Source organism: Candidatus Merdisoma sp. JLR.KK006 (assembly GCF_036941035.1).
Classification (GTDB): domain Bacteria; phylum Bacillota; class Clostridia; order Lachnospirales; family Lachnospiraceae; genus Laedolimicola.
On the sequence record NZ_JAYMNS010000022.1, the window covers coordinates 35,909 to 51,064 of the forward strand.

Here is a 15,156-nt window from a genome sequence, read left to right on the forward strand (position 1 = left end):
TCCCCGGGTTCATGCATGCAATGAAAGGTTACCTGCTTTTTATGTAATCAGTGTATCCGGATCGTTTTTCCCTTTCAATCCCCTGCGGATTTTTCTATGTTTTGAGAGAATTTTTCTTTTTTATTCCGGTTTTTGGGAGAAATTTTTGTACAAAAAAGACATGCTTTTAAATTTTCTTTAAAAACATGCCTGCACAGTCGGGTGCTATGGGAAGCTGTTTGCATAAGTGCATTACCGGTAAATGTATTTTGTTTTGTCGAAAACGCTGTCGCCCTCCTGGAGCCTGGTCCGATAATAGATTTTTAAAATTTCTTCATTCTCATCCTCTATGTGCCGGATTAAATGCTGTACACCGGCCAGATGCCGCTTGGTATGGGTGCCCTTTATTAAGGTAAGCTCCGTCCCCAGGAGATTATAGGGAGGCAGGGAATCAAAGCCCAGGAGGGAAATGTCTCTGGGAATTCGAAATTGACGCTCCTTTAATGCCTTGTACACGCCCATAGAAACAATGGAGCTTTCCAGTACAAATGCAGTGGTCCCCCGGATTCCTGCATTCAGCCGGAGCTTCATGGAGTTATAGATCTCATCAATCCGGGCGCCCAGGTGCCAGATGCGTTTGCTGGCATCTCCAAGCTCCTTTCTTGCCATTTCACTTAAAAATGCCTCTCTGCGCTCTCTGAAGTTAAAAATATCTATGGTTTCCGCAAGGTAGACAATGTGGCTGTGACCCTTGTCCGCCAGATAGCTTACCCCTCTGGTGATTCCCTCCCGATTATCAATGAGATAACTGTCTATTCCTTCTTCATAGAACAGATTGTTCCCTGCGACAATCGGAATTTTTAATTGCTGAAAGGGGTAGATATCCGAGTGCTGCATTTCGGCGGCCATTATATAGATGCCTTTGATGCTAAGCTTTTGACATTCTCTCAGAAGCTGTTCCAGGCTTTGCGTATTCTCCCGGAAATTCCGAAGTATCATTTCGTAACCCTGCCTTGCGGAAAGGGAGGCCATTTCCCGATACAGCCAGCCCTGCCTGTCAGGTGCCATTTTCTGCCGGCGTTCCGTATGCTCCATGATAGTACCGTTTTTGATATAGCTTAGAACCATAATCTTTCCTTTGGAGGAGGAAAGGGGCTCTGACCACAATTCTTTTTCTTTCTGCCGTACATAGGAAAGGATTTTTTCCTTTGTTTCGGGATTGATTCCGGGGCGGTTATTCAGGGCCAGAGAGACGGTGGCCGGGGACACGCCCAGCTCGGCGGCGATATCTTTTGCTTTGATATGCATAGGGCCTCCTTTTCTTACTCCTGTATCGGCAAAAGGGTCGTCTGCCTGCAAGTACAGGAGTTTTAATCCGATGTTTAATAAATGACAACCCTTAAACCGTCACCCTGGCAGCGCTCTGAACCGAGAACCGCCGCACCAGCTTCGTGGAGATCTCAATCTTCACCGTATGGGGCACCGGCGTGGTGATCTGATGAATCAACTGTCTTGCCGCCGTCTGTCCCATAAAGGTCCTTGGAATATCAATGGTAGTAAGAGAGGGCTCCACAATCCGGCTCTCGGAGATATTGTCAAAGCCCACAATAGCCACATCCTCCGGAATCCGATATCCCCGTAATTTCAGGGCTTTCATAGCTCCAATGGCGATCAGATCATTATCCGCAAAATAGCATTTGGCTAGGGAAGCTTCCCGGTCAATGATTTCCAGCATATCCGAGAGGGCTCCCTCAATGGAGGGCGGCAGCTCATGGATCACCGAATTGGAGGGAGACATTCCATGCTCCCGAAGAGCCGTGTCAAAGCCGATCCGCCGTTCCTCAAAATTCCCGATCCGGTAGGAGGAGCGCATATACCCCGGCTGACAGCCGCACTGATTAATAAGCAGACTTGTAGCAAGATATGCGCCCTGCCGGTTATTAATAAGCACGCTGCTGCACCCCAGAGAATCAAAATGAGAATCCAGAAGCAGAACCGGTACAGAAAGCTGAAGAAACAGCTTGCACACATGGATGCTGGTCTCCGTTCCCAGAAGAATAATTCCGGCACAGTTGGCAATCCGCAGGTCCTCAATCCATTTCTGAACATCATCCCTTTTTTCATTAATCTGAACAAGCTTTAACTGATACCCCTGGTTCCGGCATTCCTGTTCGATTCCGTCCGTCAGCTCTGAAAATATGGGCAGGTAATTCAAAATCGCATTGTGAGCCCGGTAGATAATGCAGTAGATATCCCCCGAATGTCCGTTTTTTAGGGAAAGGCGTGTAAAATCATATCCGTATTTTTCAGCAGCCTTAATCACCTGGTCCCGGGTGGCAGTGCTCACGCCGGGTTTATTGTTAAGAGCCATGGAAACGGCCGTGGCCGAGAGATTTAATTTTTTTGCCAGTTCCTTTGCGGTAATTGCCATCTTTTCCAACCTCCTGGTAAAAGTTCCTGTTCTATAAAAATGCACTGTCCGTAAGCAATGGATAAGTAAGTGAAATCCAAAAGAGGCGCAATGTGCAGAGAATCAATCTTATTTTCTCCTTAAATTATAAATGAATTTAGGAAAAAAACAAGTATGTAAAGTAAAAATAAAGTAAAAATCACTTTATTATTTATTGCTATAAAGCTTTGATAAAGCTATATTACATATCTTTGGTTTCAGGTATTAAAATATGGCATGAGTTAATAAAAATAGCAAAAATTGTTGTATTTTGAGATATGATTATTAAAATTTATAGTTCAGAATGGATTTGCTCTGTATTTCCGCAATATAATAATTTGTCATGGGTAAAATATTTAGTTTATTTTTTCACAAAAAGATTCTTAATTTTTCCATATAAATATATTTTAATTCTAAATATTGAAATAAAAAATAATTGCTATATAATATATTTGATGTTTGCTAAATAAGGGCTTTATCGCATTTGCGCATAAGCTCCTGAAAAGCCGTTTTTAGTGATAAGTATTTTTTAATGGCTTCAATGGTCTGCCCCAAACTGTGAATTATTATGTTCATGCGGATTTTTCTCCCAGTTGATAACTGATTTCCTGCGGGCGATACAGTATGGTACATTATCCGACAGCGAAGAAGTTTATAGAGCGGTTTTTACAGTCATACAGCAACTGTTACAATGATTAACAAGCGTGAAAAAAGATTTTAACAATGGGATCCGCATTTCTGAAGACTGCAACAAAGGAAGATTATATACATATAAATGAAAAGGAGCTAATAGTGATGGCCAAATCCCCGTATATCCCGCCCCAGGACTGGACTCCGGAACAGGTTCAGGCAAAACTACAAGATCTCATCGCTCATGTGGAGCGTTTGAATGACGACTGGTGGGACGAAGATTTGAAAGGACTCATTAATATCCATGGCGTTTTCTCTCCAGAGCTGGCTAGGACTGCCCTGGAAAAAGAAGTGTATCGCCCCTTCGAGATCTATTACCACGCCCCGGAGGACGTGCGCAACGGCTTAATTGCCAAGCTGCTGGAGACAGAGGACCCCCGGACAGCAGGAACTTTGATGTGTTGTCTGGCCATGCAGGGGGATGATAAGGCGCTGGAAACCCTCCATGAGCTGGAGCAGCACCCCCGTCCCTGGCGGCAAAAGCTGTATGTGGACCCCTCAGTGTATGCCCAGTGCGGCGGATGGACCTTTGACAAGGCCGGGAAGCGGCGGCAGTTGAATTTCGATACCTGCTATTCCCTTATCAAAGGGAACCGGGCCCAAAATGACGCCGCCCGTATTTTCCGTCCCCGGAAGAATCGGTGCCCGGAGTGCGGTGGCAGGCTGTCGGACTTTCTGATACTGGATGGTCGGGACGAGCGCCTGCGCTTTCTGGGGATAAACGGCATCTTCACCGCCACTGCCTGCCTTGGCTGCATTCCTTGGGCCAGCCCGTCCTACTCTCGTTTCACACTGGATGGAGGCAGCACACCCATTTTCCCTTATGAGGGCGGTTGTGTGGATGCCATGGAGGACGAGGATGTGGAGCAGATGGGGGACAACTCCTATGTACTGGCAAAAGAATCGTCTCCCCTTTTCTATGGGGCGGATTGGAACGAAGTCAGCACCATTGGCGGTTTCCCTTTCTGGATTCAGGACTGGGAGTACACCATCTGTCCTGACTGCGGCAAGCCCATGAAGTTTGTGGCAAAGCTTTCCTGGGAGATGCTGGACTTTATGGAGGGCAACTGCTATGTGGAAGTGTGCCCGGAGTGTCAAGTGGCCTCCATGCACCACCAACAGACCTAACAGCAGAAAGATATTATGGCCGAATACATTTTGAATTTACTGCACCACCATATGTGTAAAACACACTCTCGCATTGCAGGAAAAATGCAAGCAACCTGAACATTCTGAGGGGTTTCCGGTTTTGACAGAGACCCTGGAATCATGGGGAAGTATGTATACAAGAAATGAAGAAAAAAATATCATTAGGATATGAGGATGATAAAGAGGTATTCATAGAAGAGCCAATAGAGGAAGAAATTGAAAATTTGATATCAATGATTAGAGAAGAAGAAAATATTTATAAAAGAGATAGAGCCATGTATGACCTGATTTGGGAGGATGCAATGCATTATTTTTCGAAAGAGATATCCATAGAAGCTGCCACGGAATCTATTGTCAAAAATTATAATACCTATTTATCAGAATACAGTGAATGACTTATTTTTCAAGCTTCACATTTGCACAAGGGTTACCTGCCACCTGGGAATTTTTTGATTACGAAACGGAGGCTTTATCTGATAATTGTCAAGCGGCTTTATGCATTCAAATCAGCGAGAATTTACAAAAAAGCAATCATTTTGAATGTAATATCGGAAGACTTTTCAATGACGAAGATTATCTGTTTAATGGCGGCACGGTTCCGGTAATACTTGGATATGAATATGGAAATTTATATTCGTTAGGAACTCGGTTTTCTGCCACCTATTTATATGACGAGTACACATTTGAAGTTGTGGGAATTTTGGAAAAAGATTCAAAGATTTATAATCCGATTGAAATGATATATTTGGACAAGTATATCATGATGCCCAGTTTCCATGTATTAGAATCACCTGAAAACATAGAGGGACTTCGTATTCATTATGCGAACAAGACAAGTGGTTTGATTGTATCAGGGAAAAATGATTTTGCATATGTATCTGATTCTGTTAAACAGCTGTTATCAAATGCAGGATGCGGAAATTATTCTACAAATATTTCCCCTGTAAAATATTCTATTAAGGGAAAAATGGGAATTGGCATGGAATGGTTTATCATCTGTTTATTACTAGCCGTATTTATTTCCGGCATATCTTAGCTGTTGCATTTCGGTGCAGCAGCTTTTTAATGCGGTTATTATTTAAAATCGCTTATAAATTCCAGTGTATCTGAGGTTAAATGTTCATTTAGATTTGATTTTTAACCAGTTCCTTTGCGGTAATTGCTGTGTATTCTATTCTCTAATGGTTCTGTAAACCTTATTTCCATCTATTATGATCAGTATTAAGAAAAAAACAAGTATGTAAAGTAAAAATAAAGTGAAAATCACTTTATTATTTATTGCTATAAAGCTTTGATAAAGCTATATTACAGACAGTACATCACTGCATGAAGCCTTTGATTCATGCAGGGGTGGGATATAAAAACCGGATATTACGGAACTAAAAACAGTAATATCCTGCTGGATATTACAGAACTAAAATAGGAGGAAGAAAATGGAAAAGATTAAAATCGGTTATGCGCCCACAAGAAGAAGCATTTTCAGCGCACCGGATGCCATCAAGTACCGTGGACTGACGGCAAAGCGCTTAGAAGAGCTTGGAATTGACTTTGTGGATATTACCGACATCAACGAAGAGGGTCTTCTCTACAATGATGAAGATATGTATAAAATTGCGGAGAAATTTAAGAAAGAGAAAGTGGACGGCCTGTTTCTGCCCCACTGCAACTTCGGAACGGAATTTGAATGCGCAAGACTGGCAAAAGAGCTGGGTGTTCCGGTGCTTCTGTGGGGCCCCTTAGACGAAAGGCCGGAGCCGGACGGAACCAGGCTTCGTGATACCCAGTGCGGTCTTTTCGCCACCGGCAAGGTGCTTCGCCGCTTCCGCATTCCTTTTACCTACATGACTAACTGCCGCTTGAGCGATCCCGTTTTTGAGCGCGGCTTAAGAGACTTTCTGGCCGTATGCAATGTGGTAAAGACATTCCGGAACATCCGGATTCTTCAGATATCCACCAGACCCTTCGAGTTCTGGTCCACCATGTGCAACGAGGGCGAGCTTCTGGAGAAGTTCAACATTCAGCTTTCCCCCATTCCCATGCCGGAGCTGACAGACGAGATGAGAAAAGCAAAGGAAGAGGGAACAGAGGTAGCTGAGGTAATCCGTTGTTGCAAGGAGCACATGGAGATTCAGATCAAGGAAAACGAGCTGGAAAATGTAGCCGCCCTCAAGGTAGCTATGATGCATCTGGTGAAGAAATACGGCTGCAAGGCAGCGGCTATCCAGTGCTGGAACCAGCTTCAGTCCGAGATTGGAATTATGCCCTGTGCCGCCAATGCGCTGATGAATGAGGAGGGAATCCCCGTTGTCTGTGAGACGGATATTCACGGAGCCATTACCGCACTTCTTGTGGAGGCGGCAGGAATGGGAGAGAAGCGCAGCTTCTTCGCTGACTGGACCATCCGTCATCCGGATATTGCAAACGGCGAGCTTTTGCAGCACTGCGGTCCCTGGCCCATTTCCGTGGCAAAGGAGACACCGAAGCTTACATATCCCCTGGCCTTTGACCATCCGGGCAGCATTACCGCCGAGGCAAAGCACGGGCAGGTGACACTGGCAAGATTTGACGGCGACAACGGCGAGTATTCCCTGCTCCTTGGAAATGCAAAGGGCGTGGACGGACCGAAAGGCATGGGCACCTACCTGTGGGTAGAGGTGGAGAACATCAAGCGCCTGGAGGCAAAGATTGTGGAGGGTCCCTACATTCACCACTGCGTAGGAATCCACGAAAACGTAGTGCCGGTGCTGTATGAGGCATGCAAGTATCTGGGAATCAAGGCAGATCTGTACGATCCCATTGAAGAGGATGTAAAGGCTTATCTTCGGGGCGAGTGACTGCGGAACCGAAATAAACAAAAATAGAAGTGTTTAACAGAAATATTTTTCTGCTGGACGGTAAAGTTGCGAAAGCGCACGAGAGGAACTTTCATGAGTGCACTTTCGAATGAAAGTTTCTCTCATAGATGTGTGCTGAAGCGACGTTACCCTTTAGTACTGTTGCGTAGCAACTTAAAAAAGGAGATGTTTACATAATATGCAGAATTTAAAAGCATTGTCCTACGATCTCAGAAAAAACGTCATCGACATGATTGTGGAGGGAAAAGGCGGCCACATCGGCGGTGACATGAGCGTAATGGACATTTTGGTAGAATTGTATTTTGAACAGATGAATATCAGTCCGGAAAATATGGACGATCCGGACAGGGACCGCTTTGTAATGAGCAAGGGCCATTCCGTGGAAGCCCTGTACGCAGTGCTGGCAGCCAAGGGCTTCTTCCCTATTGAGCAGGTAATCAAGGAATTTTCCAAATTCGGCAGCAAATTTATCGGCCATCCCAACAACAAGCTTCCGGGAATCGAGATGAACTCCGGCTCCCTGGGACACGGACTTCCCGTCTGCGTAGGCATGGCCCTGGCAGGAAAAATGGACGGGAGAGACTACCGGGTTTACACCGTCATGGGTGACGGCGAGCTGGCAGAGGGTTCCGTGTGGGAGGGCGTAATGGCCGCCCACCAGTACAAGCTTGACAATCTCTGCGCCATCGTAGACCGGAACCGTCTTCAGATCTCCGGCTGCACCGAGGACGTTATGGCTCACGACAGCCAGGAAGAGCGCTGGGGCTCCTTTGGATGGCACGTAATCTCCATAAACGGCAACGATTACAAAGAGCTGAAAGCCGCCTTTGACGAGGCAAAGACCGTAAAGGGATCCCCCACCGTCATTATCGCCAACACCACCAAGGGCTATGGTTCTTCCATTATGGAAAATAAAGCAGGCTGGCATCATAAGGTGCCCAATGCAGAGGAATATGCGCAGATTATGAAAGATCTGGAGGAAGGAAAGGAGGCGGCTCTTCATGAATAAGATACCAAACAGGCAGGCCATCTGCGAAGTATTAATGGAAAAGGCAAAAGAGGACAAAGACATTGTAGTGCTGTGCAGTGATTCCAGAGGAAGCGCATCCTTAGCTCCCTTTGCAAATGAGTACCCCAAGCAGTTTGTGGAGGTAGGAATCGCAGAGCAGAACCTGGTGAGCATCGCCGCCGGTCTTGCAAAATGCGGCAAAAAGCCATTTGCAGCATCCCCGGCCTGCTTCCTGTCCACAAGAAGCTACGAGCAGGCAAAGGTAGACTGTGCCTACTCCAACACCAATGTAACCTTAATCGGCATCAGCGGCGGCATCAGCTACGGAGCACTGGGCATGAGCCACCATTCCGCACAGGACATTGCGGCCATGTCAGCCATCCCCAACATGCGTGTGTATCTTCCCAGCGACCGTTTCCAGACGGCAAAGCTGATTGAAGCTCTCCTTAAGGACGAGAAGCCGGCCTACATCCGTGTGGGCAGAAATCCCGTAGAGGACGTATACACAGAAGAAAACTGCCCCTTTGAGATGGATAAGGCAACCGTAATCACCGAGGGAACCGATGCAGCGATAATCGCCTGCGGCGAAATGGTAAATCCGGCCGTAAAAGCAGCGGAGCTTTTGAAAGAACAGGGCATCAGCGCAACAGTAGTAGATATGTACTGTGTAAAGCCTCTTGATAAAGAAGCAATCCGAAAGGCAGCGGAAAATGCCAGACTTGTAATTACCGTAGAAGAACATGCGCCCTTCGGAGGACTTGGCTCCATGGTAAGCCAGGTAGTGGCTTCGGAATGCCCCAAAAAGGTTATCAACCTGGCGCTGCCGGATGCCCCGGTTATTACGGGAACTTCAAAAGAGGTATTTGAGCATTATGGACTGACCGGAGAGGGAATCGCAAAAACCGTAAAAGAAAATTTGTAAGTGAAAAGTAGCGGATAGGTGTTATGGAGCCGGGATAAAACAGCAATTTCCATACCAGTGCCAGATGAATTTACAGACACGTAGTTTGTGGCTGGAAATTTATCGAGATAATTGGTACTGGGCTGGATGTTGCGGAACTTGAAACAGGAGAATATATAAATATGGCTGATTATGTATTGGGGATTGATCAGAGTACCCAGGGAACAAAAGCCCTGCTGTTTGACGGAACAGGCCGTCTTCTGGAACGGGCGGACTTGTCCCACCGGCAGATGGTGGATGACAAAGGCTGGGTAGAGCATGATCCCATGGAGATATATCACAATACCATAGAAGTAGTAAAGCTTCTGGTAGAAAAAGCCGGAATTGACAAAAATGAAATCCGGACGCTGGGGATCAGCAACCAGCGAGAGACCGCCATGGTGTGGGAGCGAGACAGTGGACTTCCCATCTACAACGCCGTGGTATGGCAGTGCGCAAGAGGAGCAAAGATTTGTGAACGTCTGGAAAATCAGGGTCAGGCAGAGCTGGTGCGCTCCCGTACAGGACTTCCCTTATCCCCCTATTTTTCCGCAGCCAAGATAGCCTGGGTGCTGGAAAACGCAGAGGGAGCCAAAGAAAAGGCAGAGAAAAAAGAGCTGTGCTGCGGAACCATAGACAGCTGGCTTGTATATAAGCTTACCAAAGGAAAAGAGTTCCGGACGGACTATTCCAACGCCTCCCGGACCCAGATGTTCAACATCAGAACACTGGCATGGGATGAGGAGGTGTGCGGGCTGTTTGGAATTCCGGTATCCTGCCTTGCTAAAGTTACAGATTCCAACGGATGCTACGGAGAGACGGACTTTGAGGGATTCCTTGAAAAACCCATTCCCATCAGGGGCGTGATGGGTGATTCCCACGGAGCTTTGTTCGGACAGGGATGCCTTACAAAAGGAATGACAAAGACCACTTACGGAACAGGTTCTTCCGTTATGATGAATATTGGGGAACAGCCGGTATTCAGCAGCAAGGTTGTCACCTCCCTTGCATGGGGAATGGACGGAGCCGTCAGCTATGTGCTGGAGGGAAATATCAATTACACAGGAGCCGTCATTACCTGGATGAAAGATGATTTGAAGCTTATTTCCTCTCCGGCGGAGACGGGAACTCTGGCGGAGCAGGCCAATCATCAGGATGAAACCTATCTGGTTCCGGCATTTTCCGGTCTTGGAGCCCCCTACTGGGACAGCGAGGCAAGGGGTATCTTCTATGGAATGTCCCGAACAACCGGACGTATGGAGCTTGTAAAGGCCGGACTGGAGAGCATTGCCTATCAGATTACGGATGTGGTAAGGGCAATGGAAGAGGAATCGGGAATTGCCATTGAGGAGCTTCGGGTGGACGGAGGACCTACGAAGAATACATACCTGATGCAGTTCCAAAGTGATATGGCGGGAATTCCTGTGCGCATTCCCCCGGCGGAAGAGCTGTCCGGAATCGGAGCCGCCTATGCTGCGGGTCTTGCTGCAGGACTCTATCAGCAGGATGCGATCTTTGGCAGTGAAGAGAGAAAAAGCTTTACCCCCTCCATGAAAGCAGAAGAGAGGGATAAAAAATATGAGGGCTGGAAGAAAGCCGTTTCCAAGGCTCTCACAAAGTCAAATACCCCATAGCAGCTAACGGGGCATCAAGCTTGTAACGCAGCAAGCTGCGGGGTATTTGACCCTTGCGGCAGTCGCCAAATGGACATGCCAGCATGTCCGCTTGGCTCGTTGCCCGCAGAAATAAGGTATGAGGTTTCCGGACGAAAGTCCGTAATCCTGGCTGTTTTCATAGTGAAAGCAGTCAAATACAAAACTACTTCTGCAAAAGGCCTTACTCTGAGGATGTTGTATTTCAGCATACCGGTGGTAGAGCTGGCCCTTTGCGGCGGCGTTCCCACCTTTATTCAGACCATGGATTCGGAGGTGGAGTTCTACACTCTGGCAGAGGAAATTCACGAAAAGAATCCGAAGCTTCTTGCCTATATCCATGAGAAGCTGCCGGGTGTAGGGCATGAATTCATCCCTCACACAGAGCTTAAGAAGATGTCGGCAAACGCAAGATTCGCTATCCGGACAGGGGAGTTTACACCTTATCCCAATATTATACTCCGGGCGGGCGTGGCATTTCCGGCTTAAAGGCAGAAAATAAAATAATATCTATCCAAAAGCCATATGTGCAATAGCCGCCAGAATCTGATCCGTACAGTGTGACCAGGTGAAGTTCTGAGCGGCTTTTTCATAGCCTTTCTGAATGAGCCTCTCCGAAAATGACTGATCTGTCAGCAGATGCTCTGCGATACCCGGAAGTTTGTCTAAATGCTCCAAATCATACAGGGCAATATCCACCCCATCCGTGAAATTCTCATCCACCCACCTGCTGGAATCTGTCAAAGGAACCGAATGTTGCAGCAATGCGTTAAATATCCGTTCATGGGTTCCGGATTTAAACCAAGGGAACACATTCAGGTTGATTTTGGCATCAGCCATAAAAGGAAGTGTTTCCTTAAAGGCCACCCGATCCTTAAGGTGATGTACATTGGAGCGGCGGACACAGGAAAGGTTTTCCCACCCTCGTCCCAAAAGATAAAACTCAAAGCCGGCCTCAGCAAGGACTGTGACCACCTTTTCCCTGTAATAGTGGCGCACGGCCCAGTCTACTGATTCGGAACAGCGCAGAAGTGTTTTCAAAGTCTCGCTGGAAACATCCCAGCCAAGCTGACGGAGGGTGTAAAGGACAGCCTGTTCCGTTGTCAGATGGCAATTTTCTGTCAGATTGCGGAACATAACCTCATAAAAATGAGAGATTTCCTTATTGTCGGGAAAGAGCTCCTTTAGATTGTTAAGCATAGATTCCCAGTGGTAATAGGTTCCGGAAAACAGGATATCGTATTTTCTTGCGCCAAATGGAATGACGGCAGCATTTTCTTCGGGAAGGACGCCTGCATGAGGCATAAAAGCCGCATGGGGAGCAGTCTGTCCAAAATACGTTTGGATATAAGACACATGATCCCGATCACAGCAAAGGGCAAGGTAATTGCGGGGATGATTTATAAGAGTAGGATGAAAACGCAGGGGCGGATCCAGAATAATATCAATTACTGCCGCCTGATAGGAATTCCACAGCTCAATAAAGGAATCCTCACGAATCCCCAAGCCGTCAAAGCAAATGACAGCGTCCACCTTTTGGGATGCAAACCGGGCAAAAGATACGTAAGAGTGCGGCGACGATGCCGGAGGATTTGCCAGATCCAGGATAAAGGCTTCGTGCCCTCTTGCTTTAAGCTGGCGGGATAGCTGATCGGTAAAAAAATTAAAGGACTCTACTTCTGAATAATATAAGACAATTCTCATTTTCCGGATTCCTTTCTGTCCTCAGAATCGATACTGCAGTACCTGTTTTCGCCATACTCTTTCGGAGGGGAGGACTTTGTTCGTTAAGGTATACCCTGCAGGTACCCCGTTAATGCATGTCCCTTTTAGAATGGCGGAATTCGTTCCGTAAGGTATAATCACATACAGTTTATCATATTTTTTCATTACAGTCATGGAAATATTTCATGAAATCGGAGAGTGTTATATTCATCACGGAAAGACTGTTTTTGATACGGGCCTTAAGTTGGAATTATTGCAGGAATGCTTCCTGGGTATCCCTTGACGTATTTCGGAAAATCTCGTATCCTAAAATCAGAAGCGAACAGACCGCTTGGCTGTCTCTGCTGTCTACCGAAAATCTTGTGGATGCGGAAACCTTGGTCAGAGAATATCCCTGGTTAGAGGAAGTCTATGAAGAGATAGCCATGCTGCGACAACGGCCGGAGGAAGTGCTGGGGATGTTTTCAGAAGCGTTGCGGATGCTGGATGAGAATACGGTAAAATTTATGATAGAGGAACTGCAAAAGAAGGTAGAAGAGAAGGACACGGAAATTAGTAAGCGAGATGCAGAGATTAATATGCGGGATGCGGTAATAGAAGAGAAGGATTCCGTGATAGATAAGAAGAATATGTTAATATATGAACAAAATTCTGCCATAGAAAGAGTAAATGCAGAAAATGAAGCACTAAAAAAACAGTTGAAGGAGCTGTCGGAATATAGATAGCCCCCTCGGTTTTAAAGATAAACAGGTAAAGCCTATGCGCAAATCAACTCAAAAATTTACAAAAAAGTTGTAGGAATGGCATTTTAGCTATCTGTATAGCTTCATTTTCTTATTTGCCCAGGGAAAATATGCTGGCAGTTATAACATCCTCTTTTTGAATCCCACCAAGAAGAGGTCAGTTATGAGCTACTGTCATTGCAAAATTAGAAAATATGAAATGAATTCAAGCAACAAAAAATTAGTGACATAGTATGAGACAGCCAGTCAGGTGCCTGCGAATCAGCACTTGCTGGCTGTTTATCTTTGCGGCAGCCAGCAAAGGGTCTGATTTGTGAGACGTAAAACTATGTATACAAAATTAATAATTCTGCATGCGCTCCATTTCGCATCACCACAAATCAAAGTGGCGCAAGGGGCATCCTTGAACTCGGTTTTCCGTTACCCAGAAAAGAGAACTTTCATAACGATAATCTTGTATTTGTTATAAAATAAATACAAATTTAAAATTCGGCCATAAAAATAAAGAAAGAAAAATACAAATCAATGAAAATATATTGACATATTGATGGAAAAGAGTTATAAATAAATAAAAAGAAAGAAGAAAAATTATGAAATCAGCAATAATATTGAGAGAATCTATTCTGTATTAGTGAAATTCTATAAAATAAATACAAGTTAAATAATAAGAATACAAGTTATTGAAAGAAAAAGAGATCATTTCTTAATATCAAATAACGATAACCGATGCCAGGCCGGCTTGGGCAAGAGCAAAACCCAGACAGCAATTTAGAAAACAATCCGGAAATAACCCGGAAACAGTCCGAAAAGAAATAAAAAGGAATCCAAATCAAATGGCAAAATATCAGGTATTGGCAGAAGCCTTGCGGCAGAAAATTATAGAGGGCATCATTTCTCCGGGAAATAAGCTTCCCTCGGAGTACGAGCTTCAAAAGAAGTTTCAGGTAAGCCGTCAGACAGTGCGCAACGCCTTGGAGGTGCTGGAAAAGCAGGGCTTTGTAAGAGGCCGTCAGGGCAGCGGCACCTATGTGCTGGATCGGGAAGCGGAGGAACGCAAAAAAAGCAGGCGCATTGCCGTAGTGACCACCTATGTGGACAATTACATATTTCCAAAGATCATACAGGGAATCGAAAGCGTTTTGGCAAAAGAGGGTTTTCAGGTACAGATTGCATTTACGGGAAATCATATCTGGAGGGAAGAGGCAGTTTTAAAGGATCTTTTGGAGCAGGACTTGAGGGGAATCATCATAGAGACAACGAAGAGCGCCCTGCCGAATCCCAACCTGCCCCTTTACCGCCGCTTACAGGAAAAGGGGGTTCCCGTTCTCTTTATCAACAGCCGCTATCCGGAGCTTGACTGCCCGGCGGTTTCGCTTCATGATGAAGCGGCAGGCAGGCTGGCGGCACAGTGTCTTCTGGAATACGGACATGAAAAGATCGGCGGCTTTTTCAAGCTGGATGACGGACAGGGAATCCGCCGTTACCAGGGCTTTGTGGAGGCGCTGCGGGACGGGGGAATCCGGCCCCTGGAAGAAAATATACTTTGGTTTGACACGGAAGATGCCCTGGACTTTGGCTGCATGGCGGAGCGCATTGTAAAGCGCCTGGGCGCCTGTACCGGAATCCTGTGTTATAACGACAGCACGGCTTTTGAGGTAATAGAGATACTGAAGCGTCACGGAATATCTGTTCCGGAGGATATATCGGTGGTAAGCGTGGATGACACGGATTTGGCTATGCTGGGTGAGGTGGGATTGACCTCCGTGCACCATCCAAAAGAAAAGCTGGGGGAAAAAGCGGCTAAGCAGCTTATTTCCATGATTCGGGGCAATATGCCGGGGATGTCCTATGAATTTGAACCTTATCTGGTGGAACGGGATTCGGTAAAAAAATTGTAAAACCATTATTGTGAAAAATTATGTTTTACTTGTTTGTTTATCTTGAAAGGTATGAATTGCAGTATAT

The 15,156-nt window shown here is 46.0% G+C and carries 13 protein-coding genes; 10 read left to right on the forward strand and 3 right to left on the reverse strand.

The features are described 5' to 3' along the window. Positions 1–231: 231 nt before the first annotated feature. Together VSQ61_RS15755 and VSQ61_RS15760 are read right to left on the reverse strand one after the other, a co-directional pair. Positions 232–1,287 carry a LacI family DNA-binding transcriptional regulator gene (locus VSQ61_RS15755; RefSeq protein ID WP_334345347.1) on the reverse strand — a complete coding sequence of 352 codons (1,056 nt, stop codon included), beginning with the start codon at positions 1,285–1,287 and terminating at the stop codon, positions 232–234. Between the two features lie 91 nt (positions 1,288–1,378). After that, positions 1,379–2,410: a LacI family DNA-binding transcriptional regulator gene (locus VSQ61_RS15760; protein WP_334345348.1), complete on the reverse strand. Its 1,032-nt coding sequence runs from the start codon at positions 2,408–2,410 to the stop codon at positions 1,379–1,381. 813 nt (positions 2,411–3,223) lie between these two features. Here VSQ61_RS15760 and VSQ61_RS15765 point away from each other — a divergent pair. The 8 genes from VSQ61_RS15765 (at position 3,224) to VSQ61_RS15800 (ending at position 11,212) form a co-directional block, all read left to right on the forward strand. Further along, on the forward strand, positions 3,224–4,246 hold the full coding sequence (locus VSQ61_RS15765) for a hypothetical protein (protein ID WP_334345349.1): 1,023 nt from the start codon (positions 3,224–3,226) through the stop codon (positions 4,244–4,246). A gap of 164 nt (positions 4,247–4,410) precedes the next feature. Beyond that, entirely contained in the window at positions 4,411–4,662 is a 252-nt protein-coding gene (locus tag VSQ61_RS15770; protein ID WP_334345350.1) for a hypothetical protein, read from the forward strand. Then, on the forward strand, positions 4,659–5,303 hold the full coding sequence (locus VSQ61_RS15775; protein WP_334345351.1) for a hypothetical protein: 645 nt from the start codon (positions 4,659–4,661) through the stop codon (positions 5,301–5,303). Before VSQ61_RS15770 ends, VSQ61_RS15775 begins: the two co-directional genes overlap by 4 nt. Positions 5,304–5,700: 397 nt before the next feature. After that, the gene (locus tag VSQ61_RS15780; RefSeq protein WP_334345352.1) at positions 5,701–7,101 is read left to right on the forward strand and encodes an L-fucose/L-arabinose isomerase family protein; all 1,401 of its coding nucleotides are present in this window, start codon (positions 5,701–5,703) and stop codon (positions 7,099–7,101) included. Positions 7,102–7,300: 199 nt separating this feature from the next. Further along, positions 7,301–8,131, forward strand: coding sequence for a transketolase (locus tag VSQ61_RS15785; protein ID WP_334345353.1), 831 nt, complete (start codon positions 7,301–7,303; stop codon positions 8,129–8,131). Beyond that, positions 8,124–9,053: a transketolase family protein gene (locus tag VSQ61_RS15790; RefSeq protein ID WP_334345354.1), complete on the forward strand. Its 930-nt coding sequence runs from the start codon at positions 8,124–8,126 to the stop codon at positions 9,051–9,053. The genes VSQ61_RS15785 and VSQ61_RS15790 overlap by 8 nt, the downstream gene beginning before the upstream one ends. 161 nt (positions 9,054–9,214) lie before the next feature. Then, on the forward strand, positions 9,215–10,705 hold the full coding sequence (glpK, locus tag VSQ61_RS15795) for a glycerol kinase GlpK (RefSeq protein ID WP_334345355.1): 1,491 nt from the start codon (positions 9,215–9,217) through the stop codon (positions 10,703–10,705). A 69-nt stretch (positions 10,706–10,774) separates the two neighbouring features. Next, on the forward strand, positions 10,775–11,212 hold the full coding sequence (locus VSQ61_RS15800; protein ID WP_334345356.1) for an RbsD/FucU domain-containing protein: 438 nt from the start codon (positions 10,775–10,777) through the stop codon (positions 11,210–11,212). A gap of 21 nt (positions 11,213–11,233) precedes the next feature. On the opposite strand, the gene VSQ61_RS15805 is transcribed toward VSQ61_RS15800, so the two are convergent. Beyond that, complete coding sequence (locus VSQ61_RS15805) at positions 11,234–12,427, reverse strand: glycosyltransferase family protein (RefSeq protein WP_334345357.1); 1,194 nt, start codon at positions 12,425–12,427, stop codon at positions 11,234–11,236. A 206-nt stretch (positions 12,428–12,633) separates the two neighbouring features. On the opposite strand from VSQ61_RS15805, the gene VSQ61_RS15810 reads away from it, so the two are divergent. Then, complete coding sequence (locus tag VSQ61_RS15810) at positions 12,634–13,173, forward strand: hypothetical protein (RefSeq protein ID WP_334345358.1); 540 nt, start codon at positions 12,634–12,636, stop codon at positions 13,171–13,173. Between the two features lie 851 nt (positions 13,174–14,024). Then, a complete protein-coding gene (locus tag VSQ61_RS15815; RefSeq protein ID WP_334345359.1) occupies positions 14,025–15,089 on the forward strand; it encodes a GntR family transcriptional regulator in 1,065 nt (354 codons plus the stop codon). The last annotated feature ends 67 nt before the right edge of the window (positions 15,090–15,156 follow it).

Excerpts from the sequence above, each read along its gene's own strand:
- VSQ61_RS15755 (WP_334345347.1), bottom strand. The coding sequence starts at position 1,287 with ATGCATATCAAAGCAAAAGATATCGCCGCCGAGCTGGGCGTGTCCCCG.
- VSQ61_RS15760 (WP_334345348.1), bottom strand. The coding sequence starts at position 2,410 with ATGGCAATTACCGCAAAGGAACTGGCAAAAAAATTAAATCTCTCGGCC.
- VSQ61_RS15765 (WP_334345349.1), top strand. The coding sequence starts at position 3,224 with ATGGCCAAATCCCCGTATATCCCGCCCCAGGACTGGACTCCGGAACAG.
- VSQ61_RS15770 (WP_334345350.1), top strand. The coding sequence starts at position 4,411 with ATGAAGAAAAAAATATCATTAGGATATGAGGATGATAAAGAGGTATTC.
- VSQ61_RS15775 (WP_334345351.1), top strand. The coding sequence starts at position 4,659 with ATGACTTATTTTTCAAGCTTCACATTTGCACAAGGGTTACCTGCCACC.
- VSQ61_RS15780 (WP_334345352.1), top strand. The coding sequence starts at position 5,701 with ATGGAAAAGATTAAAATCGGTTATGCGCCCACAAGAAGAAGCATTTTC.
- VSQ61_RS15785 (WP_334345353.1), top strand. The coding sequence starts at position 7,301 with ATGCAGAATTTAAAAGCATTGTCCTACGATCTCAGAAAAAACGTCATC.
- VSQ61_RS15790 (WP_334345354.1), top strand. The coding sequence starts at position 8,124 with ATGAATAAGATACCAAACAGGCAGGCCATCTGCGAAGTATTAATGGAA.
- glpK (WP_334345355.1), top strand. The coding sequence starts at position 9,215 with ATGGCTGATTATGTATTGGGGATTGATCAGAGTACCCAGGGAACAAAA.
- VSQ61_RS15800 (WP_334345356.1), top strand. The coding sequence starts at position 10,775 with ATGGACATGCCAGCATGTCCGCTTGGCTCGTTGCCCGCAGAAATAAGG.
- VSQ61_RS15805 (WP_334345357.1), bottom strand. The coding sequence starts at position 12,427 with ATGAGAATTGTCTTATATTATTCAGAAGTAGAGTCCTTTAATTTTTTT.
- VSQ61_RS15810 (WP_334345358.1), top strand. The coding sequence starts at position 12,634 with ATGAAATCGGAGAGTGTTATATTCATCACGGAAAGACTGTTTTTGATA.
- VSQ61_RS15815 (WP_334345359.1), top strand. The coding sequence starts at position 14,025 with ATGGCAAAATATCAGGTATTGGCAGAAGCCTTGCGGCAGAAAATTATA.